We start from the raw sequence: 20,658 nt of genomic DNA on the forward strand, positions 1-20,658 counted from the left end.
TAAAAACGGGCGATTAAACGCGACGTTTTTTCGGCGGACGACAACCGTTGTGAGGGATTGGAGTCACATCAGTAATATTAGTGATGCGGAAACCAGCAGCGTTCAGAGCACGAATTGTTGATTCGCGTCCTGGACCCGGACCCTTAACCATAACTTCCAGATTCTTAATACCGTAATCTTTCACTGCTTCTGCACAGCGCTCTGCAGCTACCTGAGCAGCAAACGGAGTAGATTTACGTGAACCGCGGAAACCGGAACCACCGGCGGTTGCCCAACCCAGTGCGTTACCCTGACGATCAGTAATTGTAACGATGGTGTTGTTAAAAGATGCATGGACATGAGCCACGCCATCTGAGACTTGTTTTCTTACACGCTTGCGTGCACGAACTGGTGCCTTTGCCATTATTTACTCACCCCGATTATTTCTTGATCGGTTTACGCGGACCCTTACGGGTACGTGCATTGGTCTTAGTACGCTGACCGCGAACTGGCAGACCACGACGATGGCGTAAACCACGATAGCAACCAAGGTCCATCAGACGCTTGATGCTCAGGGTGATTTCACGGCGCAGATCACCTTCAACAACGAATTTACCAACTGCTTCACGCAGCTGTTCAATTTGTTCTTCAGACAGCTCTCTGATCTTAACATTTTCAGCAATACCCGTTGAAGCGCAGATGGCTTTAGAACGAGTTTTACCGATACCGAAAATCGAAGTTAATGCGATAACGGTATGTTTTTGATCAGGAATGTTAATGCCTGCTATACGGGCCACTATGCACTCCTATAATTAAACAAATGCGTCCCATGCTGAAAAGCCCGTTTTCAGGATACTCAAATGGTAACGCATCGACATACAAAAGATTGGCTGGCTAATCTAGCCAGCTCAACCCGACTTTGCAAGAAAAATATGTGACAATATCAGCCTTGGCGCTGTTTATGCTTTGGCTCGGCGCTGCAGATCACACGTACGACACCGTCGCGGCGAATGATTTTGCAGTTACGACATAATTTCTTGACGGAAGCACGAACTTTCATTTTTACTCTCCGTAACTTCTCAAGCACCCGAATTAACGGCCGTAGCCCTTCAGGTTAGCTTTCTTCAATGCAGACTCGTACTGACTCGACATCATCAGAGTTTGCACTTGAGCCATAAAGTCCATGATGACGACCACTACGATGAGCAGCGATGTGCCGCCAAAGTAGAATGGAACTTTCATAGCATCACGCATGAACTCCGGGATCAGGCAGATAAAAGTAATATACAGTGCGCCGATTAAGGTCAGACGTGTCATTACTTTATCGATGTACTTCGCCGTTTGCTCTCCCGGACGAATTCCCGGTACGAATGCACCAGACTTCTTCAGGTTATCTGCTGTTTCACGTGGGTTGAAGACCAACGCCGTGTAGAAGAAACAGAAGAAGATGATTGCAGTCGCATAGAGTAGCACATAAAGCGGCTGTCCTGGTTGCAAATACAGCGAAATTGTTGTCAGCCAGTTCCAACCGGTACCGCCCCCGAACCATGATGCTATGGTCGCCGGGAACAGAATAATGCTGGAAGCAAAAATAGCTGGGATTACGCCCGCCATATTCACTTTCAACGGTAAATGTGTGCTCTGTGCAGCATATACACGACGGCCTTGCTGACGTTTAGCGTAGTTGACCACAATGCGGCGCTGGCCACGCTCGACGAAAATAACAAAGAACGTCACTGCAAATACTAGAACTGCAACCAACAGCAACAGAAGGAAGTGCAGGTCACCTTGCCGCGCTTGCTCGATGGTATGGCCAATGGCCGGCGGGAGTCCCGCAACAATACCTGCGAAGATAATGATCGAGATACCGTTACCGATACCTCGTTCAGTAATCTGTTCGCCCAGCCACATCAGGAACATTGTCCCAGTAACCAGACTTACAACAGCGGTAAAGTAGAATGCAAAGCCTGGATTCATTACCAGCCCCTGCATTCCAGGCATATTCGGTAAACCGGTAGCAATACCGATCGACTGGAATACAGCCAGAACCAGTGTACCGTAGCGAGTGTACTGGCTAATCTTACGACGACCAGCTTCACCCTCTTTCTTAATCTCAGCTAACGCTGGATGAACCACCGTCAGCAGCTGGATAATAATGGAGGCCGAAATATACGGCATAATACCCAGAGCGAAGATTGAGGCACGACTGAGAGCACCACCAGAGAACATGTTGAACATTTCAATGATGGTGCCACGCTGTTGCTCAAGCAGTTTGGCAAGTACAGTGGCATCGATACCGGGGATTGGAATAAAAGAGCCAATTCGGAAGACAATGAGTGCACCGATTACAAACAACAGTCTGCGCTTCAGTTCACCAAAGCCACCTTTGGCACTTTGAAAATCTAATCCCGGTTGCTTTGCCATCTGCTACTTATTCCTCGATTTTACCGCCAGCAGCTTCGATTGCAGCACGAGCACCTTTGGTGACACGCAGACCGCGAACCGTTACCGGTGCAGAAACTTCACCAGAAAGAATCACTTTCGCGAATTCAATCTGAACACCGATAATATTGGCCGCTTTCAGCGTATTCAGGTCAACAATACCGCCTTCAACTTTCGCCAGATCAGACAGACGAACTTCTGTCGTGATCATTGCTTTGCGAGAGGTGAAACCGAATTTCGGCAGACGACGGTACAGAGGCATCTGACCACCCTCGAAACCGCGACGTACGCCACCGCCAGAACGAGAGTTCTGACCTTTGTGACCACGACCACCGGTTTTACCGAGGCCAGAACCGATACCACGACCCAGACGCTTAGAAGCGTGTTTAGACCCTTCGGCCGGAGACAGAGTGTTTAAACGCATCTCTTACTCCTCCACTTTCAGCATGTAGGAAATCGCGTTAATCATACCGCGTACAGCAGGCGTATCTTCACGCTCAACGGTGTGATTGATGCGACGCAGACCCAAGCCAACCAGAGTCGCTTTGTGCTTAGGCAGGCGGCCGATTGAACTGCGGGTTTGTGTAATTTTAATTGTCTTAGCCATCGTGATTACCCCAGAATTTCTTCAACGGATTTACCACGCTTGGCAGCGACCATTTCCGGAGAATTCATATTGCCCAGGCCATCAATAGTTGCACGAACCACGTTAATCGGGTTGGTAGAACCATACGCTTTAGCCAGAACGTTATGTACTCCAGCAACTTCTAAAACGGCGCGCATTGCACCGCCGGCGATGATACCGGTACCTTCAGAAGCTGGCTGCATGAACACACGAGAACCTGTGTGAGCACCTTTAACAGGGTGCTGCAGGGTGCCGTGAGTCAGCGCGACGTTAATCATATTGCGACGGGCTTTCTCCATCGCTTTCTGGATCGCTGCTGGAACTTCACGCGCTTTACCGTAACCAAAACCAACGCGGCCGTTACCATCACCCACTACAGTCAGTGCGGTGAAGGAGAAAATACGACCACCTTTTACAGTTTTAGATACACGGTTTACCGCGATCAGTTTTTCCTGCAGTTCGCCAGCTTGTTTCTCGATGTTTGACATCTTAGACCTCTACCTTAGAACTGAAGGCCAGCTTCACGGGCAGCATCTGCCAGTGCCTGGACACGACCATGATATTGGAACCCGGAACGGTCGAAAGAGACATTAGTAATGCCTTTCTCAACAGCGCGCTCAGCCAGAGCTTTACCTACAGCTGCAGCGGCGTCTTTGTTACCGGTATACTTCAGTTGTTCGGCAATAGCTTTTTCTACAGTAGAAGCAGCAACCAGAACTTCGGAACCGTTCGGGGCGATCACCTGTGCGTAGATATGACGCGGGGTACGATGTACCACCAGGCGAGTAGCACCCAGCTCTTTGAGCTTGCGACGTGCACGGGTCGCACGACGGATACGAGCAGATTTCTTATCCATAGTGTTACCTTACTTCTTCTTAGCCTCTTTGGTACGCACGACTTCGTCGGCGTAACGAACACCCTTGCCTTTATAAGGCTCAGGACGACGGTAGGCGCGCAGATCAGCTGCAACCTGACCAATCAGCTGTTTATCAGCGCCTTTCAGCACGATCTCAGTCTGAGTTGGACATTCAGCAGTGATGCCGGCCGGCAGTGCATGGTCAACAGGGTGAGAGAAGCCAAGGGCCAAGCTCACAGAGTTGCCTTTAACAGCTGCACGATAACCAACACCAACCAGTTGCAGCTTCTTGGTGAAGCCTTCGGTAACACCGATAACCATGCCGTTCAGCAGCGCACGAGCAGTACCTGCTTGTGCCCAACCATCCGCATAACCTTCGCGTGGAGCGAAAGTCAGGGCGTTGTCTGCATGCTTAACTTCTACAGCACTGTTGATAGTACGAGTCAGCTCGCCGTTTTTGCCTTTGATCGAAACTTCCTGACCGCTGAGTTTTACCTCTACGCCCGCAGGAACAACGACAGGTGCTTTTGCAACACGAGACATTTTATTCCTCCGATTACGCTACGTAGCAGATAATTTCGCCACCAAGACCAGCTTGGCGCGCTGCACGATCAGTCATGACACCTTTAGAGGTAGAGATTACAGCGATGCCCAGACCAGCCATTACTTTTGGCAGCTCATCTTTTTTCTTATAGATGCGCAGACCTGGACGACTAACACGCTGAATGCTCTCTACCACAGCCTTGCCCTGGAAATACTTTAAAGTAACTTCCAGTTCAGACTTGATATCGCCTTCGATTTTAAAATCTTCAATATAGCCTTCTTCCTTCAGCACGTTGGCAATTGCCACTTTCAGCTTGGAGGAAGGCATAGAGACCGCAACTTTGTTCGCGGCCTGACCGTTACGGATACGGGTCAGCATATCCGCGATCGGATCTTGCATGCTCATCTGTGTTACTCCCGTGATTCAAATGGTGACAATTACCAGCTAGCCTTTTTAAGACCCGGGATTTCACCGCGCATTGCGGCTTCACGGACCTTGATACGGCTCAACCCAAACTTCCGCAAGAAACCGTGCGGACGACCTGTCTGACGGCAGCGGTTACGCTGACGGGAAGGGCTGGAATCACGCGGCAGACTCTGCAGCTTGAGAACGGCATCCCAACGATCTTCGTCGGATGCGTTCACATCAGAAATGATCGCTTTCAGTTCAACGCGCTTAGCGAAGAACTTGTCTGCTAATTTCACACGCTTAACTTCGCGTGCTTTCATCGATTGCTTAGCCATTAAGTAACCCTACCTTACTTGCGGAATGGGAATTCAAAGGCAGCCAGCAGAGCACGGCCTTCATCATCAGATTTCGCAGTAGTGGTAATGGTAATATCCAAACCACGAACGCGATCGACTTTGTCATAATCGATTTCTGGGAAGATGATCTGCTCACGAACGCCCATGCTGTAGTTACCACGACCGTCGAACGACTTAGCAGATAAACCGCGGAAGTCACGAATACGTGGTACAGCAATAGTGATCAGACGCTCAAAGAACTCCCACATACGCTCACCGCGCAGAGTTACTTTACAGCCGATCGGATAGCCCTGACGGATTTTGAAGCCTGCAACTGATTTGCGTGCTTTGGTGATCAGCGGTTTTTGACCGGAGATTGCTGCCAGGTCAGCTGCTGCGTTATCCAGCAGTTTCTTGTCAGCGATCGCTTCACCAACACCCATGTTCAGGGTGATCTTCTCGACCCGAGGGACTTGCATGACAGAATTGTAGCCGAACTCTGTCATGAGTTTCTGGACTACTTCGTCTTTGTAGTAATCATGCAGTTTCGCCATCGTACTACTCCAAATTACTTGATAGTTTCGCTATTAGACTTGAAGAAACGGACTTTTTTGCCGTCTTCGAATCTAAAGCCTACACGGTCAGCCTTGCCGGTTGCCGCATTGAAGAGTGCAACGTTGGAAGCTTGAATAGCCGCTTCTTTTTCAACGATGCCACCTGGCTGGTTCAGGGCCGGAACCGGCTTCTGATGTTTCTTAACCAGGTTGATACCTTCAACGATGACTTTACCAGAAGTCAGGACGTTCTTTACTTTACCGCGTTTACCTTTGTCTTTGCCGGTAAGCACGATAACTTCGTCGTTACGACGGATTTTCGCTGCCATTGCTCGCTCCTTAGAGTACTTCTGGTGCCAGAGAGATAATTTTCATGAACTTTTCAGTACGAAGTTCACGAGTTACCGGCCCAAAAATACGCGTACCGATAGGTTGCTCGCTGTTATTGTTTAAAATAACGCATGCATTACCATCGAAGCGAATGACAGAACCGTCCGGGCGACGAACACCCTTCCTGGTGCGCACCACTACCGCTTTCAGGACATCACCTTTTTTCACCTTGCCACGAGGAATTGCTTCCTTGATGGTCACTTTGATGATATCGCCGACGCCTGCGTAGCGACGGTGCGAGCCACCCAGAACCTTGATACACATTACGCGACGTGCACCGGAGTTGTCGGCGACGTTCAGCATAGTCTGTTCTTGGATCATTTTAGTGCTCCGCTAATGTCAACTACTACTTCGGGACCCAAACCTCAGGTCGTTAAAAAGCCCCATAATTGAGGGCGCGGCATTATAACACCGGTTCTCGCACATGGGTAGAAAAAACGAACGGCTCAGACGAGCCGTTCGTTTTATTTTTTAGAGGAAACGGATTCTATTACAGAACCGCTTTCTCTACAACGCGAACCAGCGTCCAAGACTTAGTCTTGGACAGCGGACGGGTTTCGCGGATTTCAACCACGTCACCAATACCGCATTCGTTGTTCTCGTCATGGATGTGCAGCTTAGTCGTACGCTTGATGAATTTACCGTAGATCGGGTGTTTCACGACACGTTCGATAGCAACAACTGCAGATTTCTGCATTTTGTCACTAATAACACGACCCTGCAGAGTACGGATTTTATCGGTCATTACGCCGCCTTCTCAGTCAGTAAAGTCTTAACACGTGCAACATTACGGCGAACTTCTTTCAGCAGATGGGTTTGCTGAAGTTGGCCGGATGCTGCTTGCATGCGCAGGTTAAACTGCTCACGCAGCAGGTTAAGTAGCTCAGTATTCAGCTCTTCAACGCTTTTTTCACGCAGCTCATTTGCTTTCATTACATCACCGTCTTAGTAACAAAGGTGGTTTTGATAGGCAGTTTTGCTGCTGCCAGCTTGAAGGCTTCACGGGCCAATTCTTCCGAAACTCCGTCCATTTCATACAGGACTTTACCCGGTTGAATGAGGGCAACCCAATACTCCACGTTACCCTTACCTTTACCCATACGCACTTCCAGCGGCTTCTCGGTAATTGGTTTGTCCGGGAATACACGGATCCAAATTTTACCTTGACGCTTAACTGCACGGGTCATAGCACGACGTGCTGCTTCGATCTGACGTGCAGTCAGACGACCACGGCCAACAGCTTTCAGACCGAAAGTACCGAAGCTGACATCCGTACCTTGCGCCAGACCACGGTTGCGGCCTTTGTGCACTTTACGGAATTTCGTACGCTTTGGTTGTAACATCAGCGACTCTCCTTACTTACGGCCTTTACGCTGCTGCTTTTTAGGTTGAGCAGCCGGTTCCGGTTGTTCAACAGCAGCCATACCACCCAGGATCTCGCCTTTGAAGATCCATACCTTAACGCCGATTACACCATAAGTGGTGTGCGCTTCAGAGGTGTTGTAGTCAATGTCTGCACGCAGTGTGTGCAACGGTACGCGACCTTCACGGTACCATTCGGTACGTGCGATCTCGGCACCGCCCAAACGGCCGCTGACTTCGACTTTAATACCCTTCGCGCCCAGACGCATTGCGTTCTGTACAGCACGCTTCATAGCACGACGGAACATCACACGACGCTCCAGCTGTGAAGTGATGCTATCAGCAACCAATTTAGCGTCCAGTTCCGGCTTACGGACTTCGGCGATGTTGATCTGTGCAGGAACGCCAGCGATTTTCGCGACGACCGTACGCAGTTTTTCTACGTCTTCACCTTTTTTACCGATAACGATACCCGGGCGAGCAGTGTGAATAGTCACACGGATGCTCTTAGCCGGACGCTCGATAACGATACGAGATACAGACGCTTTAGACAGTTCCTTGGTCAGGAACTGACGGACTTTAAAATCGCTGTCCAGGTTGTCAGCGAATTCTTTGGTGTTCGCAAACCAGGTAGAGTTCCATGGTTTTACAATACCCAGGCGAATACCATTAGGATGTACTTTCTGACCCATTGCTAGTCTCCAGAGTCTCAGCGATCGGACACAACCACAGTAATGTGGCTGGTGCGCTTCAGGATGCGATCTGCACGACCTTTCGCACGCGGCATAATGCGCTTCATGCTTGGGCCTTCGTCTACGAAGATTTTCGCGACTTTCAGATCGTCGATATCAGCGCCATCGTTGTGTTCGGCGTTCGCAATGGCAGATTCCAGGACTTTCTTAACCAACACAGCAGCTTTCTTGTTGGTGTAGGTCAGAATATCCAGAGCCTGCGACACTTTCTTACCGCGAATCAGGTCTGCCACCAGGCGAACCTTCTGAGCAGAAGAACGAGCATGGCGATGTTGAGCAATAGTTTCCATCTCTTCCTCCTACTTATTTCTTCTTGGCTTTCTTATCTGCAGCATGGCCGCGATAAGTACGTGTCGGTGCAAATTCACCCAGTTTGTGGCCGACCATTTCGTCGGAAACAAAGACAGGAACGTGCTGACGACCATTATGGACAGCGATGGTCAAACCGATCATGTTAGGGAAGATCGTTGAACGACGGGACCAAGTGCGCAGGGGCTTCTTGTCACCGCTTTCCACCGCTTTCTCTACCTTCTTCAGCAAGTGCAGGTCAATAAAAGGACCTTTCTTGAGAGAACGTGGCATGGCTTATCCTCTAAAATTATTTGCTACGGCGACGTACGATAAATTTATCAGTACGCTTGTTGCTACGGGTCTTCTTACCTTTGGTCTGAACGCCCCACGGAGTTACCGGGTGCTTACCAAAGTTACGACCTTCACCACCACCGTGCGGGTGATCGACTGGGTTCATCGCAGTACCGCGAACGGTAGGACGAACACCACGCCAACGGGTTGCACCAGCTTTACCCAGTACGCGCAGCATGTGCTCAGAGTTGCCGACTTCGCCAAGAGTTGCACGACATTCGGATTCAACTTTGCGCATTTCGCCTGAACGCAGACGCAGGGTAACGTAGGAACCTTCACGCGCAACGATCTGCACGTAAGTACCAGCTGAGCGAGCAATCTGACCGCCTTTGCCTGGTTTCATTTCTACGTTATGAACGGTAGAACCCACCGGGATGTTACGCATCGGCAGGGTGTTACCTGCTTTAATCGCAGCATCAACGCCAGATTGAATCTGATCGCCGGCTTTCAGGCCTTTAGGGGCCAGGATGTAACGGCGCTCGCCATCTTTGTACAGAACCAGTGCGATGTTCGCAGAACGGTTCGGATCGTACTCAAGACGCTCAACAACTGCTGGGATACCATCTTTGTTGCGTTTGAAGTCAACAATACGGTAAGCCTGCTTGTGACCACCACCAATATGACGGGTAGTGATACGACCATTGTTGTTACGACCACCGGATTTGCTGTTTTTTTCTACCAGCGGAGCAAATGGTTTGCCCTTGTGCAGCTCTGGGTTCACCACTTTAACTACGTGACGACGACCCGGAGATGTCGGTTTACATTTAACAACTGCCATTGTCTTTCTCCTCCGACTTACTCAGCGCCGCCGACGAAGTCCAGATTCTGGCCTTCCTTCAGGGTGACGTAAGCTTTTTTCCAGTCGCTACGACGACCGATACGCTGTCCGTGACGCTTAACTTTCCCTTTAACTACCAGGGTGTTTACGTCTTTAACTTCCACTTCGAACAGCTTCTCAACAGCAGCAACGATCTCTGCTTTGGTCGCGTCTTTAGCAACTTTGAGAACGATGGTATTGGTTTTTTCCATCGCAGTAGATGCTTTTTCTGATACGTGCGGTGCACGCACTACTTTCAGCAGACGTTCTTCACGGATCATGCCAGCATCTCCTCAACTTGCTTAACTGCTTCCGCAGTCATAACGACTTTGTCGAAGGCGATCAGGCTAACTGGGTCGATGCCCGCTGCATCACGCACGTCAACCTTGTACAGGTTACGCGCAGCCAGGAACAGATTCTCATCCAGTTCACCGGTGATGATCAGCACATCTTGCAGCGCCATGTCTTTCAGTTTCTGTACCAGCAGCTTAGTTTTAGGCGCTTCTACAGAGAACGTCTCGACAACGATCAGACGGTCCTGACGTACCAGCTCGGACAGGATGCTTTTCAGCGCGCCGCGGTACATCTTTTTGTTAACTTTTTGACTGTGGTCCTGTGGACGTGCAGCGAAGGTTACGCCACCCGAACGCCAGATCGGGCTCTTTACAGAACCTGAACGCGCACGGCCGGTACCTTTCTGGCGCCAAGGCTTTTTGCCTGAACCAGTAACTTCAGCACGAGTCTTCTGCGCGCGAGTACCCTGACGAGCACCAGCGGCATAAGCAACAACAACCTGGTGAACCAGCGCTTCGTTGAAATCACGACCGAAGGTAGTTTCGGAAACAGTCAGCGCGCTCTGCGCGTCTTTCAGTACTAATTCCATTGCTATCCCCTTACGCCTTCACAGCTGGTTTAACAATCAGATCGCACCCAGTTGCACCCGGGACGCCACCTTTGACCAGCAGCAGGTTGCGCTCAGCGTCAACACGTACTACTTCCAGGCTCTGAACGGTTACGCGCTCATTACCCAGCTGACCAGCCATTTTCTTGCCTTTGAACACTTTGCCCGGAGTCTGGTTCTGACCGATAGAACCCGGAACGCGGTGTGACAAGGAGTTACCGTGCGTAGCGTCCTGGGTACGGAAGTTCCAGCGCTTAACGGTACCTGCGAAACCTTTACCTTTAGAGGTACCGGTAACGTCTACTTTTTTAACGTCAGCGAAAATTTCAACACTGATGCTCTGGCCAACAGAGAAATCTTCACCTTCGGTGCGGAATTCCCACAGACCACGGCCAGCGTCAACGCCAGCTTTAGCAAAATGACCTGCTTCAGGCTTGCTCACACGGCTTGCTTTTTTAGCACCGGTGGTGACCTGAATAGCTTGGTAACCATCGTTGTCCAGGCCTTTGACCTGAGTAACGCGGTTTGCTTCAACTTCGATAACGGTTACTGGGATTGAAACGCCATCTTCAGTGAAGATGCGGGTCATACCCACTTTTTTACCGACTAAACCAATCATTGTATCAACCTCTCAATCGCTCGATGACCTGATTAACCCAGGCTGATCTGCACGTCAACACCGGCAGCCAGGTCCAGACGCATCAGAGCATCAACGGTTTTTTCAGTTGGCTCAACGATGTCTACCAGACGCTTGTGAGTGCGGATTTCGTACTGATCACGCGCGTCTTTGTTAACGTGCGGAGAGATCAGAACGGTAAAACGCTCTTTGCGGGTTGGCAGCGGGATCGGACCACGTACCTGCGCACCAGTGCGCTTGGCAGTCTCAACGATTTCCGCGGTTGATTGATCGATCAGGCGATGATCAAACGCTTTAAGACGGATACGGATTCTTTGGTTCGACATGAGACCAAGGCTCCAAACATTTTATAAACGAAAAGAATTACTACCCGCATCCATTACGATTGATGGAGGAGTGTAATCGTTCAGCATATAACTCCCCAATTGGGAGTATTGTTAGGCGATACATAAACAGCTATCCCCTGCGATTCTGCTCGAATCGCGCCACACCAATATCGGTAGGCCCGCGCATTATACGTAAATCAGTTCAGGAAGCAACCCGTGTTGTGTTTTTAACCACATCAATCTGGTAACAGACCGAAAAAAAACCCGCAGCAATCGTTTTGACTGAGCGGGCTTGCGTGACAATGGGCATATGGCTAATGTTCGTTCTGATCTTTTAATTGAGACTGAAGATAATTTTGCAGGCCGAGTTTGTTCACCAGATCGAGTTCCGTTTCCAGCCAGTCTATGTGCCCTTCCTCTTCCGTAAGAATCTCAATCATCATGTCTCTGCTGACGTAGTCATGAACCTTGTCGGCATAGGCTATGGCCTCACGCAAATCCTTTGCGCCTTCCAGTTCTAATGCCAGGTCAGATTGCAGCATTTCCGGCACGTCTTCACCGATGCGTAATCGACCTAGATCTTGCAGGTTAGGAATTCCTTCAAGAAAAAGAATGCGTTCGATGTATTTGTCCGCATGTTTCATTTCATCGATTGACTCATGATACTCAACGTCATTGAGCCGGGTCAGACCCCAATTTTTGAACATACGCGCATGAAGGAAGTACTGATTAATCGCAACCAGTTCATTCCCCAGCAATTTGTTGAGATGAAATATGATTTTACTGTCGCCCTTCATTTTTGCTTCCTCCGCTTCCAACTAAATAGAGCGTAGATGCGGATGAAAGGAAGTCAAAAAAACGCGACAGTTATTGTGGGTATTAGGAAGTACAGAATTACTTTATTAAGCTATCTCTTTGTAGAGCGGCACGTTTTGCAGTTCATCTTCCATAATTTCACGCGCAAACCGCACGCACTTGCCACATTGCTTTCCAATGGGAACCAACTGGCGCAATTGTTGAATCGATTTGGGTTGATAGCGGCGAACCACTTCGCGCAGAGTTTTATCACTCACGGCATTACACAAGCAGACGTACATTTACTGCGGACTCCCGTACAATTTATGATCAAATTGTAAATGAGAATGGTTTTTATTTCAAACGCAGCTTTTATGTAGGATTAATCGAAACGGCAAAATTCAGACATAAAAAAAGAGCACCGAAGTGCTCTTTTTCATGCTGCGATGACTGCCGAAACAGCCATCAACATTAACGCAATTAAGCGATAATTTCAGCAACAACACCCGCACCAACAGTACGGCCGCCTTCACGGATTGCAAAACGCAGACCCTGATCCATAGCGATTGGCTTGATCAAAGTAACGGTCATTTTTACGTTGTCGCCTGGCATTACCATCTCAACGCCTTCTGGCAGTTGAACGTCACCGGTCACGTCAGTGGTACGGAAGTAGAACTGAGGACGGTAGCCTTTGAAGAACGGAGTATGACGGCCGCCTTCATCTTTAGACAGAACGTAAACTTCTGAAGTGAACTGGGTATGTGGCTTGATTGAACCCGGCTTAGCCAGAACCTGGCCACGCTCGATGTCTTCACGCTTGATACCACGCAGCAGAACACCACAGTTCTCGCCTGCCTGACCCTGGTCCAGCAGTTTGCGGAACATTTCAACGCCAGTACAGGTTGATTTCACCGTGTCTTTAAGGCCAACAACTTCAACTTCGTCGCCCACTTTAACAATACCGCGCTCAACACGACCGGTAACAACGGTACCACGGCCAGAGATTGAGAATACGTCTTCGATTGGCAGCAGGAACGGCTTGTCGATTGCACGTACTGGCTCTGGGATATAGGTATCCAGGTGCTCAGCCAGCTCAATGATCTTAGCTTCCCACTCAGCGTCGCCTTCCAGCGCTTTTAGAGCAGAACCACGTACGATTGGAGTGTCGTCGCCTGGGAAGTCATAAGCTGACAGCAGGTCACGTACTTCCATCTCAACCAGTTCCAGCAGCTCTTCATCATCAACCATGTCGCACTTGTTCAGGAACACGATGATGTAAGGAACGCCAACCTGACGACCCAGCAGGATGTGCTCACGGGTCTGTGGCATTGGGCCATCAGTCGCAGCAACAACCAGGATCGCGCCGTCCATCTGCGCAGCACCGGTGATCATGTTTTTCACATAGTCGGCGTGGCCTGGGCAGTCAACGTGCGCATAGTGGCGAGACGGGGTTTCGTATTCAACGTGAGAAGTGTTGATGGTGATACCACGTGCTTTCTCTTCTGGCGCTTTATCGATCTCATCGAATTTGCTTGCCTTACCGCCGTAGGTTTTAGCCAGTACGGTAGTAATTGCTGCAGTCAGGGTGGTTTTACCGTGGTCGACGTGACCGATGGTGCCCACGTTTACGTGCAGTTTGTTACGCTGAAATTGCTCTTTCGCCATGGCGATAATTCCTTACGTTGTGCCTTCATGAGTCATGAAGGCATCAGTTCACAATTTTTAAACCGTAGCTTATTTGCTACGAGCTTCAATAACGGCCTGAGCGACGTTGTTCGGCGCATCATCGTACTTCAGGAACTCCATGGAGTAAGAAGCACGGCCTTTGGTCAGAGAACGCAGCTGGGTTGCATATCCGAACATTTCAGACAGCGGAACTTCAGCATGGATCTGAACGCCAGTAGCGTTAGATTCCTGTCCTTTGAGCATACCACGACGACGGCTAAGGTCACCGATAACGTCACCGGTGTTCTCTTCCGGAGTCTCTACTTCAACCTTCATGATTGGCTCAAGCAGAACAGGTTGTGCTTTCTTAAAGCCATCTTTAAAGGCTAAAGAAGCAGCCAGTTTAAACGCCAGCTCAGAGGAGTCGACATCATGGTATGAACCGAAGTGCAGACGAACACCCAGATCAACTACCGGATAACCAGCCAGTGGACCTGATTTCAGCTGCTCCTGGAGACCTTTATCAACCGCAGGGATGTATTCAGTTGGAATCACACCGCCCTTGATATCGTTGACAAATTCGTAACCTTTCGGATTAACGCCCGGCTCCAGTGGGTACATGTCGATAACAACATGACCATACTGACCACGACCACCAGACTGCTTGGCGTGTTTACCTTCGATATCGGTAACTTTCGCGCGAATCGCTTCACGGTAAGCAACCTGAGGTTTACCGACGTTCGCTTCAACGTTGAATTCACGCTTCATGCGGTCAACGATGATGTCGAGGTGCAGCTCACCCATACCTGCGATGATGGTCTGGTTGGTTTCTTCATCAGTCCATACGCGGAATGATGGATCTTCTTTCGCCAGACGACCCAGAGCCAGACCCATTTTTTCCTGGTCAGCTTTGGTTTTCGGCTCAACGGCGATAGAGATTACCGGCTCAGGGAATTCCATACGCTCAAGAATGATGACGTTGTCTGGGTCACACAGGGTGTCACCAGTGGTTACGTCTTTCAGACCGATCGCAGCGGCGATATCGCCCGCACGAACTTCCTTGATCTCTTCGCGTTTGTTCGCGTGCATCTGAACGATACGGCCCAGACGCTCACGGTTTGACTTAACCGGGTTGAACACGGTGTCACCGGTGTTAACAACACCAGAGTAAACGCGGAAGAAGGTCAGGTTACCAACAAACGGGTCGGTAGCGATTTTGAACGCCAGTGCAGCAAACGGCTCTTTGTCATCGGAATGACGCTCAGCCGGCGTGTCTTTACCGTCGTCCAGCATACCGTTAATCGCGGTAACGTCAGTCGGTGCTGGCAGGTATTCAACTACCGCATCCAGCATCGCCTGAACACCTTTGTTCTTAAATGCAGAACCACAGGTCACCAGGATGATTTCGTTTTTCAAAACGCGCTTACGCAGAGAAGTTTTAATCTCTTCTTCGGTCAGCTCTTCACCGCCGAAGAATTTCTCCATCAGCTCATCAGAACCTTCAGCAGCGGCTTCAACCAGCTTCGCACGCCACTCTTCAGCCAGTTCCTGCATATCAGCTGGAATATCTTCGTAAACGAAGGTAACGCCCTGATCGGCATCGTTCCAGTTGATCGCTTTCATTTTCACCAGGTCAACAACACCGGTGAAACCTTCTTCTGCGCCGATAGCCAGCTGAAGTGGAACTGGGTTTGCACCCAAACGCACTTTCATCTGGTCAACAACTTTCAGGAAGTTAGCACCCATGCGGTCCATTTTGTTAACGAACGCGATGCGTGGAACTTTATATTTGTTAGCCTGACGCCATACGGTTTCAGACTGTGGCTGAACACCACCAACTGCACAGTAAACCATTACTGCGCCATCAAGCACACGCATAGAACGCTCAACTTCGATGGTGAAGTCAACGTGTCCCGGGGTGTCGATGATGTTTACGTGGTGTGGTTCAAACTGCTTAGCCATACCAGACCAGAAACAGGTAGTCGCAGCAGACGTGATGGTAATACCACGTTCCTGCTCCTGCTCCATCCAGTCCATGGTTGCTGCGCCGTCATGAACTTCACCGATTTTGTGGTTTACACCGGTGTAGAACAGAACACGTTCGGTAGTTGTAGTCTTACCGGCGTCGATGTGCGCACTGATACCAATGTTACGGTAGCGCTCAATGGGTGTTTTACGAGCCATTTGATTCCTCTGATTCTTAGACGTTCTAAGTTAAAAAAGCCCAGCAGGTGAGTCACTGGGACGCCCGCTGGGTTTATAACAACTACGTTGCTGTTACCAGCGGTAGTGTGCGAACGCCTTGTTGGCTTCAGCCATGCGGTGAACGTCTTCACGTTTCTTAACTGCAGTACCTTTGTTCTCTGCAGCATCAGAAAGTTCGTTCGCCAGGCGGAGAGCCATAGATTTATCACCGCGTTTACGAGCAGCTTCTACGATCCAACGCATTGCCAGGGCATTACGACGAACCGGACGGACTTCAACTGGAACCTGGTAGGTAGAACCACCAACGCGACGTGACTTAACTTCGACAGTCGGACGTACGTTTTCGAGAGCAACCTCGAACGCTTCCAGGCCATCTTTACCAGCGCGTTGAGCCAGGGTATCAAGCGCGGTATAGACGATAGATTCAGCAGTAGATTTTTTACCATCTACCATCAGGATATTTACAAATTTAGCCAGCAGCTCTGATCCGAACTTAGGATCCGGCAGAATTTTACGCTGACCAATGACGCGACGACGTGGCATGGAAATACTCCGTTGTTAATTCAGGATTGTCCAAAACTCTACGAGTTTAGTTTGACATTTAAGTTAAAACGTTTGGCCTTACTTAACGGAGAACCATTAAGCCTTTGGCTTCTTCACGCCGTACTTGGAGCGTGACTGCTTACGGTCTTTAACACCTGAGCAGTCCAGCGCGCCACGAACGGTGTGGTAACGCACACCTGGCAAGTCTTTAACACGACCGCCACGGATCAGGATCACTGAGTGTTCCTGCAGGTTATGACCTTCACCACCGATGTAGGAGGTAACTTCAAAACCGTTGGTCAAACGCACACGGCAAACTTTACGCAGTGCTGAGTTTGGTTTTTTAGGGGTAGTGGTGTACACACGAGTACATACACCACGTTTCTGCGGGCAAGCTTCCAGCGCAGGCACGTTGCTCTTTGCAACTTTGCGTACGCGTGGTTTGCGAACCAGCTGGTTAACTGTTGCCATTAAATAGCTCCTGGGATTTAGCTTTTTGCTTCGTAAACACGTAATAAATCGCCTCGTATTACTACGAGGAGGCAGAATTTTAGGGCTGTGTCAAAAGGGTGTCAAGAAATAACCAGGTTTTCGCTCTTACCAGGCCACTTGTTGTGGATGCTTCGCTGTCATCGCAACGAAACCAGTATAGTCCAAACGTGCTACTTTGGTCGAAATTTGCTCAGCCAGGCCACGCGCCGCAACATCTTCTTCTAATACCCACAGCGTAGCCGGCGATGCGCTGAGCTTGATTAACATTTGGCTGCCAGCCAAAGCGGCGCTGACGCCATCCTGCAATAAAAGCAGATCGTCGCCTTCCTGCAATAAAAGCAGCAGGCTATCGAGGTCGCATTGCCAGGGAGATTGCAGCAGCGTGTAGAGCATGATCAGTTCTCAGAATCGAATAACACGATGATAGGAAGCCAGCTTCTCGCGTAGCGATGCGGCATCCATCACTTCAGCGTTTAACACACGTTCGGCCGTCAAACTTTGCCCGCGCGCCAGCAGCGAATCGGCGCAGACAAAACACTGGTCAATATCGTACAACTCCAGCACGCCAAAGGTCGCGATGTAGTTACGCGCCAGAATTTGCTCAGGTTGTTGGTCGCGATTGAGCTGCAGCACGCCATCCCCGATAAAGAACAGACCGATATCTTCGCTTAGCGCGCCCGTCGCCAGCACAGCATCCAGCCCTTCCCTGCCCGCGCTGCTGCCGTGCGGTGCCTGAGTAAATAGAAAAGCCACGCGGTTCATCAGAATTGCACCAGACGATCGCAGCTAAGCGCGGCTTCTGCCAATGCGCCCAAACCGCTGAGTTCAAAACCCGGCTGCAAGTTACTGCCCGCCAGTTGCAAGCGCGCGGCTTCCTGCGCGTCGGTTACGCCACGACGTAATGCTGCGGCCACGCAGATATTCAGCGCGGCGCCACTTTCAGCGCGCAACTGCTGCCATTCACGCACCATATCCACCTCATCGCTGGCCGGCGCGCTCAGTTGGTTGGCGTTCAATACGCCTTCACGATAGAAGAACACGCTCTCCAGCTGATGCCCGGCCTTAATAAGTGCGCGCGCAAACAGCAGCGCGCTGCTGGCGTGTTGCGTTCCGTAAGCTGGTCCGGTGACCAGCAAGGTGTAACGCATTAGCGATCCTGCCCCTGAAAATCACCGCTTTTAAACTGGCGAATGTAGAGGTAAACCGTGTGCTTGGAGATATTGAGGCGATCGGCGACCTGGTTAATCGCATCTTTAATGTCGAAGATACCCTTCTCATACATATTGAGCACGATCTGGCGATTCTTGGCATTATTCGAAACGTTACGGTCAGCGCTCACTTCTTCAATCGCGAACTCAAGCGTCTGCATCACCAGATCTTCCACCGAGCTGGCAAAGTTGACGTTGGAATCCACCTGCTGCATCTCCGGCGGCATAAAGGTCGACATAATCTGCGAGAACGGAACGTCGAGGTTCATGTTGATGCACAGCAGGCCAATAACGCGCTGCTGGCGATTACGAATCGCGATCGTGACCGATTTCATCAGCACACCGCTTTTCGCGCGCGTAAAGTAGGCTCTCGAGACATTGCTGTCGGCGCCATGCATATCGTGCAGCATACGCAGCGCCAAATCGGTAATCGGCGAACCCACTTTACGCCCGGTATGTTCACCGTTGGCGATACGCACCGCAGAACACTTCAAATCTTCCAGCGAGTGCAGCACGATTTCGCAGTGCGAGCCAATCAGCATCGCCAGGCCATCGACAACGGCTTCGTAGGATTTGAGGATATCGTAATCTGCTTGCTCGAACGGACGTTGCTCCAGTAAATCGAAGTCAGTCAGTTCACCGGGATTGAATGGATTAGACATCGAAGACATTACCCTAAATGGCTGGAGCCTGTCTCGACAGCATTGGGGCAGACTCATATTGTGATAATTGTGCAGGCGCTAGTCTGGCAAATGTGCTGGTCTTTAGCCAGACCTTTACTCTCTTCTCCGCAATAAAAACGCCGCCCGAGGGCGGCGTGATGCAGAAAGTTAAGATTACTGTGCTTTCTGATCGGCAGCGACTGGAGCCTGCGCTTTTTCGTCCGCTTTCGGCGCGGGTTTGATGTCGAGCAGTTCAACATCGAACACCAGCGTGGAGTTCGCCGGAATACCCGGAACGCCATTTTTGCCGTAAGCCAGGTTCGGTGGGATCACCAGCTTGATTTTACCGCCTTTCTTCACGTGCTTCAGACCTTCGGTCCAGCCCGGAATCACACCGTCCAGACGGAACGACAGCGGCTCACCGCGGGTATAAGAGTTATCGAACTCAGTACCGTCGATCAGCGTCCCTTTGTAGTTCACAACCACAGTGTCGCTGTCTTTCGGCGCGCTACCGGTACCTTCTTTCTCTACCTGATACAGCAGGCCAGATTCGGTTTTCTTCACGCCTTTTTCTTTGGCGAATTTGTCAGCGTAAGCGGAACCCTTATCGGAGTTCTCTTTCGCGTCTTTTTCCATCTTCGCCTGAGCAGCACCTTTTACGCGGCCTTCAAAGGCCTGCAGGGTTTGCTCGATCTCTTGATCAGAGAGTTTGCTCTTGCCGCCAAAGGCGTCCTGAACACCCGCGATCAACTGATCTTTATCCAGTTTGATGCCCAGCTTCTCTTGTTCCTTCAGAGAGTTGTCCATGTAGCGACCCAGGGACGCGCCAAGTGCATAAGCTGATTGCTGGTCTTCGTTTTTGAAGGCAGCATTTTTCGGTGCTTGCGGCGCAGCCTGAGCGGCGTCTGCTGGAGCAGCGGCGGTTTCTGCTGCCATTGCCAGCGGTGCATTCAGCGCGAAGGCCATGGTGGTAGCTAACAATGTGACTTTAAACAGTGAATTCATCCTTTCTCCAAAACCGAAGCCTCTAACCTCGGGAATCATTGCGGACTGAGGCCCACACTATAACTTTACGTGGCAGCGGCGAACACTCCCACAATGTAATTACCCGTCCAACCTCCGACCTTTTTTGCTTCAGGAAGTTTCATCAGAGATATAGGCGTTATGCGGCGTTTCAATGCAGCATGGCGCGGAAAGGTAAAATATCAGGTGATTCTGAAGCGAAAGGCCGTAGAATCAGGCCCGAAACAGACTAACGTGCAGCACCGCAAGATGAGGAAAGATCATGCAACCAACAGAATGGGAACAACGCCTTGAGGCGCTGGAGAGCAAGCTGGCTTTTCAGGAATACACCATCGATCAGCTCAATCAAACGGTGGTTCAGCATGAGCTGGAGATGATCAGACTGCGTGAGCAGGTCCGTCTGTTAATCGATAAAGTGAAAGATAGCGCGCCGTCGATAATTGCCTCGCAATCTGAAGAAACCCCGCCGCCACATTACTAAAAAGAAAAGGCCAC

37 protein-coding genes are annotated in these 20,658 nt (G+C 50.3%); 1 reads left to right on the plus strand and 36 read right to left on the minus strand.

The genetic code is table 11. The features are described 5' to 3' along the window. Positions 1–13: 13 nt before the first annotated feature. The 36 genes from rpsK to fkpA all read right to left on the minus strand — a co-directional run bounded on the left by rpsK (position 14) and on the right by fkpA (position 20,145). A complete protein-coding gene (gene rpsK / locus ACYAC5_RS17460; RefSeq protein ID WP_004160563.1) occupies positions 14–403 on the minus strand; it encodes a 30S ribosomal protein S11 in 390 nt (129 codons plus the stop codon). Positions 404–419: 16 nt separating this feature from the next. Next, on the minus strand, positions 420–776 hold the full coding sequence (gene rpsM, locus ACYAC5_RS17465; protein WP_034830736.1) for a 30S ribosomal protein S13: 357 nt from the start codon (positions 774–776) through the stop codon (positions 420–422). Positions 777–922: 146 nt separating this feature from the next. Next, the gene (gene rpmJ, locus ACYAC5_RS17470) at positions 923–1,039 is read right to left on the minus strand and encodes a 50S ribosomal protein L36 (RefSeq protein WP_004160566.1); all 117 of its coding nucleotides are present in this window, start codon (positions 1,037–1,039) and stop codon (positions 923–925) included. Positions 1,040–1,071: 32 nt separating this feature from the next. Further along, positions 1,072–2,403, minus strand: a complete 1,332-nt coding sequence (secY, locus tag ACYAC5_RS17475) for a preprotein translocase subunit SecY (protein WP_007891686.1) — start codon at positions 2,401–2,403, stop codon at positions 1,072–1,074. Between the two features lie 7 nt (positions 2,404–2,410). Next, entirely contained in the window at positions 2,411–2,845 is a 435-nt protein-coding gene (gene rplO / locus ACYAC5_RS17480) for a 50S ribosomal protein L15 (protein ID WP_007891684.1), read from the minus strand. A gap of 3 nt (positions 2,846–2,848) precedes the next feature. Continuing rightward, positions 2,849–3,028, minus strand: coding sequence for a 50S ribosomal protein L30 (gene rpmD / locus ACYAC5_RS17485; protein WP_007891681.1), 180 nt, complete (start codon positions 3,026–3,028; stop codon positions 2,849–2,851). A gap of 5 nt (positions 3,029–3,033) precedes the next feature. Next, a complete protein-coding gene (rpsE, locus tag ACYAC5_RS17490; RefSeq protein ID WP_007891679.1) occupies positions 3,034–3,534 on the minus strand; it encodes a 30S ribosomal protein S5 in 501 nt (166 codons plus the stop codon). A 14-nt stretch (positions 3,535–3,548) separates the two neighbouring features. Then, positions 3,549–3,902 carry a 50S ribosomal protein L18 gene (gene rplR / locus ACYAC5_RS17495; RefSeq protein ID WP_008104733.1) on the minus strand — a complete coding sequence of 118 codons (354 nt, stop codon included), beginning with the start codon at positions 3,900–3,902 and terminating at the stop codon, positions 3,549–3,551. 9 nt (positions 3,903–3,911) lie between these two features. Beyond that, positions 3,912–4,445 carry a 50S ribosomal protein L6 gene (gene rplF, locus ACYAC5_RS17500; RefSeq protein ID WP_008104735.1) on the minus strand — a complete coding sequence of 178 codons (534 nt, stop codon included), beginning with the start codon at positions 4,443–4,445 and terminating at the stop codon, positions 3,912–3,914. Positions 4,446–4,458: 13 nt separating this feature from the next. Next, a complete protein-coding gene (gene rpsH / locus ACYAC5_RS17505) occupies positions 4,459–4,851 on the minus strand; it encodes a 30S ribosomal protein S8 (protein WP_007891668.1) in 393 nt (130 codons plus the stop codon). A 32-nt stretch (positions 4,852–4,883) separates the two neighbouring features. After that, on the minus strand, positions 4,884–5,189 hold the full coding sequence (gene rpsN / locus ACYAC5_RS17510) for a 30S ribosomal protein S14 (RefSeq protein ID WP_007891666.1): 306 nt from the start codon (positions 5,187–5,189) through the stop codon (positions 4,884–4,886). 14 nt (positions 5,190–5,203) lie between these two features. Beyond that, the gene (gene rplE / locus ACYAC5_RS17515; RefSeq protein WP_007891665.1) at positions 5,204–5,743 is read right to left on the minus strand and encodes a 50S ribosomal protein L5; all 540 of its coding nucleotides are present in this window, start codon (positions 5,741–5,743) and stop codon (positions 5,204–5,206) included. 14 nt (positions 5,744–5,757) lie between these two features. After that, positions 5,758–6,072 carry a 50S ribosomal protein L24 gene (gene rplX / locus ACYAC5_RS17520; RefSeq protein ID WP_007891664.1) on the minus strand — a complete coding sequence of 105 codons (315 nt, stop codon included), beginning with the start codon at positions 6,070–6,072 and terminating at the stop codon, positions 5,758–5,760. Positions 6,073–6,082: 10 nt separating this feature from the next. Beyond that, positions 6,083–6,454, minus strand: coding sequence for a 50S ribosomal protein L14 (rplN, locus tag ACYAC5_RS17525; RefSeq protein WP_006120590.1), 372 nt, complete (start codon positions 6,452–6,454; stop codon positions 6,083–6,085). Positions 6,455–6,623: 169 nt separating this feature from the next. Next, positions 6,624–6,878 (minus strand): 30S ribosomal protein S17, encoded by a 255-nt coding sequence (rpsQ, locus tag ACYAC5_RS17530; RefSeq protein ID WP_007891663.1) that lies wholly within the window; start codon positions 6,876–6,878, stop codon positions 6,624–6,626. Beyond that, positions 6,878–7,066: a 50S ribosomal protein L29 gene (gene rpmC / locus ACYAC5_RS17535; protein WP_007891662.1), complete on the minus strand. Its 189-nt coding sequence runs from the start codon at positions 7,064–7,066 to the stop codon at positions 6,878–6,880. The genes rpsQ and rpmC overlap by 1 nt, the downstream gene beginning before the upstream one ends. Further along, complete coding sequence (rplP, locus tag ACYAC5_RS17540; protein ID WP_015962145.1) at positions 7,066–7,476, minus strand: 50S ribosomal protein L16; 411 nt, start codon at positions 7,474–7,476, stop codon at positions 7,066–7,068. The genes rpmC and rplP overlap by 1 nt, the downstream gene beginning before the upstream one ends. A 12-nt stretch (positions 7,477–7,488) precedes the next feature. After that, complete coding sequence (gene rpsC / locus ACYAC5_RS17545; protein WP_007891660.1) at positions 7,489–8,187, minus strand: 30S ribosomal protein S3; 699 nt, start codon at positions 8,185–8,187, stop codon at positions 7,489–7,491. A gap of 17 nt (positions 8,188–8,204) precedes the next feature. Continuing rightward, positions 8,205–8,537, minus strand: a complete 333-nt coding sequence (rplV, locus tag ACYAC5_RS17550; RefSeq protein ID WP_007891659.1) for a 50S ribosomal protein L22 — start codon at positions 8,535–8,537, stop codon at positions 8,205–8,207. A gap of 13 nt (positions 8,538–8,550) precedes the next feature. Further along, the gene (gene rpsS, locus ACYAC5_RS17555) at positions 8,551–8,829 is read right to left on the minus strand and encodes a 30S ribosomal protein S19 (protein WP_001138115.1); all 279 of its coding nucleotides are present in this window, start codon (positions 8,827–8,829) and stop codon (positions 8,551–8,553) included. Positions 8,830–8,845: 16 nt separating this feature from the next. After that, a complete protein-coding gene (rplB, locus tag ACYAC5_RS17560) occupies positions 8,846–9,667 on the minus strand; it encodes a 50S ribosomal protein L2 (RefSeq protein ID WP_007891654.1) in 822 nt (273 codons plus the stop codon). 17 nt (positions 9,668–9,684) lie between these two features. Continuing rightward, positions 9,685–9,987 carry a 50S ribosomal protein L23 gene (gene rplW, locus ACYAC5_RS17565; RefSeq protein ID WP_007891652.1) on the minus strand — a complete coding sequence of 101 codons (303 nt, stop codon included), beginning with the start codon at positions 9,985–9,987 and terminating at the stop codon, positions 9,685–9,687. Next, the gene (gene rplD / locus ACYAC5_RS17570; RefSeq protein ID WP_007891650.1) at positions 9,984–10,589 is read right to left on the minus strand and encodes a 50S ribosomal protein L4; all 606 of its coding nucleotides are present in this window, start codon (positions 10,587–10,589) and stop codon (positions 9,984–9,986) included. Before rplD ends, rplW begins: the two co-directional genes overlap by 4 nt. A 10-nt stretch (positions 10,590–10,599) precedes the next feature. Further along, positions 10,600–11,226 (minus strand): 50S ribosomal protein L3, encoded by a 627-nt coding sequence (gene rplC, locus ACYAC5_RS17575; protein ID WP_008104741.1) that lies wholly within the window; start codon positions 11,224–11,226, stop codon positions 10,600–10,602. Between the two features lie 32 nt (positions 11,227–11,258). Continuing rightward, the gene (gene rpsJ, locus ACYAC5_RS17580) at positions 11,259–11,570 is read right to left on the minus strand and encodes a 30S ribosomal protein S10 (protein ID WP_006120582.1); all 312 of its coding nucleotides are present in this window, start codon (positions 11,568–11,570) and stop codon (positions 11,259–11,261) included. Positions 11,571–11,884: 314 nt separating this feature from the next. Beyond that, positions 11,885–12,367: a bacterioferritin gene (gene bfr / locus ACYAC5_RS17585; protein ID WP_101762566.1), complete on the minus strand. Its 483-nt coding sequence runs from the start codon at positions 12,365–12,367 to the stop codon at positions 11,885–11,887. Between the two features lie 105 nt (positions 12,368–12,472). Then, entirely contained in the window at positions 12,473–12,667 is a 195-nt protein-coding gene (gene bfd / locus ACYAC5_RS17590; RefSeq protein WP_008104746.1) for a bacterioferritin-associated ferredoxin, read from the minus strand. Positions 12,668–12,845: 178 nt separating this feature from the next. After that, positions 12,846–14,030 (minus strand): elongation factor Tu, encoded by a 1,185-nt coding sequence (gene tuf / locus ACYAC5_RS17595; protein WP_110867595.1) that lies wholly within the window; start codon positions 14,028–14,030, stop codon positions 12,846–12,848. Positions 14,031–14,099: 69 nt separating this feature from the next. Further along, the gene (fusA, locus tag ACYAC5_RS17600; protein ID WP_101762633.1) at positions 14,100–16,214 is read right to left on the minus strand and encodes an elongation factor G; all 2,115 of its coding nucleotides are present in this window, start codon (positions 16,212–16,214) and stop codon (positions 14,100–14,102) included. Between the two features lie 93 nt (positions 16,215–16,307). Beyond that, complete coding sequence (gene rpsG, locus ACYAC5_RS17605) at positions 16,308–16,778, minus strand: 30S ribosomal protein S7 (RefSeq protein ID WP_007886246.1); 471 nt, start codon at positions 16,776–16,778, stop codon at positions 16,308–16,310. A 96-nt stretch (positions 16,779–16,874) separates the two neighbouring features. Continuing rightward, the gene (gene rpsL / locus ACYAC5_RS17610; protein ID WP_006120575.1) at positions 16,875–17,249 is read right to left on the minus strand and encodes a 30S ribosomal protein S12; all 375 of its coding nucleotides are present in this window, start codon (positions 17,247–17,249) and stop codon (positions 16,875–16,877) included. A 126-nt stretch (positions 17,250–17,375) separates the two neighbouring features. Further along, the gene (gene tusB / locus ACYAC5_RS17615) at positions 17,376–17,663 is read right to left on the minus strand and encodes a sulfurtransferase complex subunit TusB (protein ID WP_192414886.1); all 288 of its coding nucleotides are present in this window, start codon (positions 17,661–17,663) and stop codon (positions 17,376–17,378) included. A 9-nt stretch (positions 17,664–17,672) separates the two neighbouring features. Beyond that, on the minus strand, positions 17,673–18,032 hold the full coding sequence (gene tusC / locus ACYAC5_RS17620; protein WP_137386635.1) for a sulfurtransferase complex subunit TusC: 360 nt from the start codon (positions 18,030–18,032) through the stop codon (positions 17,673–17,675). Further along, entirely contained in the window at positions 18,032–18,418 is a 387-nt protein-coding gene (gene tusD, locus ACYAC5_RS17625; RefSeq protein WP_110867598.1) for a sulfurtransferase complex subunit TusD, read from the minus strand. Before tusD ends, tusC begins: the two co-directional genes overlap by 1 nt. Next, positions 18,418–19,140, minus strand: coding sequence for a helix-turn-helix transcriptional regulator (locus ACYAC5_RS17630; RefSeq protein ID WP_007886240.1), 723 nt, complete (start codon positions 19,138–19,140; stop codon positions 18,418–18,420). Before ACYAC5_RS17630 ends, tusD begins: the two co-directional genes overlap by 1 nt. Positions 19,141–19,314: 174 nt before the next feature. After that, entirely contained in the window at positions 19,315–20,145 is an 831-nt protein-coding gene (fkpA, locus tag ACYAC5_RS17635) for an FKBP-type peptidyl-prolyl cis-trans isomerase (RefSeq protein WP_101762637.1), read from the minus strand. A gap of 280 nt (positions 20,146–20,425) precedes the next feature. On the opposite strand from fkpA, the gene ACYAC5_RS17640 reads away from it, so the two are divergent. Continuing rightward, positions 20,426–20,644, plus strand: coding sequence for a protein SlyX (locus ACYAC5_RS17640; RefSeq protein ID WP_137386638.1), 219 nt, complete (start codon positions 20,426–20,428; stop codon positions 20,642–20,644). Positions 20,645–20,658 lie beyond the last annotated feature (14 nt).

This window comes from Pantoea sp. y20, assembly GCF_054903455.1.

What these genes read in the sequence shown, in the direction of transcription:
- rpsK (WP_004160563.1), bottom strand. Translation starts at nt 403, where the DNA reads ATGGCAAAGGCACCAGTTCGTGCACGCAAGCGTGTAAGAAAACAAGTC.
- rpmJ (WP_004160566.1), bottom strand. Translation starts at nt 1,039, where the DNA reads ATGAAAGTTCGTGCTTCCGTCAAGAAATTATGTCGTAACTGCAAAATC.
- secY (WP_007891686.1), bottom strand. Translation starts at nt 2,403, where the DNA reads ATGGCAAAGCAACCGGGATTAGATTTTCAAAGTGCCAAAGGTGGCTTT.
- rplO (WP_007891684.1), bottom strand. Translation starts at nt 2,845, where the DNA reads ATGCGTTTAAACACTCTGTCTCCGGCCGAAGGGTCTAAACACGCTTCT.
- rpmD (WP_007891681.1), bottom strand. Translation starts at nt 3,028, where the DNA reads ATGGCTAAGACAATTAAAATTACACAAACCCGCAGTTCAATCGGCCGC.
- rpsE (WP_007891679.1), bottom strand. Translation starts at nt 3,534, where the DNA reads ATGTCAAACATCGAGAAACAAGCTGGCGAACTGCAGGAAAAACTGATC.
- rplR (WP_008104733.1), bottom strand. Translation starts at nt 3,902, where the DNA reads ATGGATAAGAAATCTGCTCGTATCCGTCGTGCGACCCGTGCACGTCGC.
- rplF (WP_008104735.1), bottom strand. Translation starts at nt 4,445, where the DNA reads ATGTCTCGTGTTGCAAAAGCACCTGTCGTTGTTCCTGCGGGCGTAGAG.
- rpsH (WP_007891668.1), bottom strand. Translation starts at nt 4,851, where the DNA reads ATGAGCATGCAAGATCCGATCGCGGATATGCTGACCCGTATCCGTAAC.
- rpsN (WP_007891666.1), bottom strand. Translation starts at nt 5,189, where the DNA reads ATGGCTAAGCAATCGATGAAAGCACGCGAAGTTAAGCGTGTGAAATTA.
- rplE (WP_007891665.1), bottom strand. Translation starts at nt 5,743, where the DNA reads ATGGCGAAACTGCATGATTACTACAAAGACGAAGTAGTCCAGAAACTC.
- rplX (WP_007891664.1), bottom strand. Translation starts at nt 6,072, where the DNA reads ATGGCAGCGAAAATCCGTCGTAACGACGAAGTTATCGTGCTTACCGGC.
- rplN (WP_006120590.1), bottom strand. Translation starts at nt 6,454, where the DNA reads ATGATCCAAGAACAGACTATGCTGAACGTCGCCGACAACTCCGGTGCA.
- rpsQ (WP_007891663.1), bottom strand. Translation starts at nt 6,878, where the DNA reads ATGACCGATAAAATCCGTACTCTGCAGGGTCGTGTTATTAGTGACAAA.
- rpmC (WP_007891662.1), bottom strand. Translation starts at nt 7,066, where the DNA reads ATGAAAGCAAATGAGCTGCGTGAAAAAAGCGTTGAAGAGCTGAATACT.
- rplP (WP_015962145.1), bottom strand. Translation starts at nt 7,476, where the DNA reads ATGTTACAACCAAAGCGTACGAAATTCCGTAAAGTGCACAAAGGCCGC.
- rpsC (WP_007891660.1), bottom strand. Translation starts at nt 8,187, where the DNA reads ATGGGTCAGAAAGTACATCCTAATGGTATTCGCCTGGGTATTGTAAAA.
- rplV (WP_007891659.1), bottom strand. Translation starts at nt 8,537, where the DNA reads ATGGAAACTATTGCTCAACATCGCCATGCTCGTTCTTCTGCTCAGAAG.
- rpsS (WP_001138115.1), bottom strand. Translation starts at nt 8,829, where the DNA reads ATGCCACGTTCTCTCAAGAAAGGTCCTTTTATTGACCTGCACTTGCTG.
- rplB (WP_007891654.1), bottom strand. Translation starts at nt 9,667, where the DNA reads ATGGCAGTTGTTAAATGTAAACCGACATCTCCGGGTCGTCGTCACGTA.
- rplW (WP_007891652.1), bottom strand. Translation starts at nt 9,987, where the DNA reads ATGATCCGTGAAGAACGTCTGCTGAAAGTAGTGCGTGCACCGCACGTA.
- rplD (WP_007891650.1), bottom strand. Translation starts at nt 10,589, where the DNA reads ATGGAATTAGTACTGAAAGACGCGCAGAGCGCGCTGACTGTTTCCGAA.
- rplC (WP_008104741.1), bottom strand. Translation starts at nt 11,226, where the DNA reads ATGATTGGTTTAGTCGGTAAAAAAGTGGGTATGACCCGCATCTTCACT.
- rpsJ (WP_006120582.1), bottom strand. Translation starts at nt 11,570, where the DNA reads ATGTCGAACCAAAGAATCCGTATCCGTCTTAAAGCGTTTGATCATCGC.
- bfr (WP_101762566.1), bottom strand. Translation starts at nt 12,367, where the DNA reads ATGAAGGGCGACAGTAAAATCATATTTCATCTCAACAAATTGCTGGGG.
- bfd (WP_008104746.1), bottom strand. Translation starts at nt 12,667, where the DNA reads ATGTACGTCTGCTTGTGTAATGCCGTGAGTGATAAAACTCTGCGCGAA.
- tuf (WP_110867595.1), bottom strand. Translation starts at nt 14,030, where the DNA reads ATGGCGAAAGAGCAATTTCAGCGTAACAAACTGCACGTAAACGTGGGC.
- fusA (WP_101762633.1), bottom strand. Translation starts at nt 16,214, where the DNA reads ATGGCTCGTAAAACACCCATTGAGCGCTACCGTAACATTGGTATCAGT.
- rpsG (WP_007886246.1), bottom strand. Translation starts at nt 16,778, where the DNA reads ATGCCACGTCGTCGCGTCATTGGTCAGCGTAAAATTCTGCCGGATCCT.
- rpsL (WP_006120575.1), bottom strand. Translation starts at nt 17,249, where the DNA reads ATGGCAACAGTTAACCAGCTGGTTCGCAAACCACGCGTACGCAAAGTT.
- tusB (WP_192414886.1), bottom strand. Translation starts at nt 17,663, where the DNA reads ATGCTCTACACGCTGCTGCAATCTCCCTGGCAATGCGACCTCGATAGC.
- tusC (WP_137386635.1), bottom strand. Translation starts at nt 18,032, where the DNA reads ATGAACCGCGTGGCTTTTCTATTTACTCAGGCACCGCACGGCAGCAGC.
- tusD (WP_110867598.1), bottom strand. Translation starts at nt 18,418, where the DNA reads ATGCGTTACACCTTGCTGGTCACCGGACCAGCTTACGGAACGCAACAC.
- ACYAC5_RS17630 (WP_007886240.1), bottom strand. Translation starts at nt 19,140, where the DNA reads ATGTCTAATCCATTCAATCCCGGTGAACTGACTGACTTCGATTTACTG.
- fkpA (WP_101762637.1), bottom strand. Translation starts at nt 20,145, where the DNA reads ATGAATTCACTGTTTAAAGTCACATTGTTAGCTACCACCATGGCCTTC.
- ACYAC5_RS17640 (WP_137386638.1), top strand. Translation starts at nt 20,426, where the DNA reads ATGCAACCAACAGAATGGGAACAACGCCTTGAGGCGCTGGAGAGCAAG.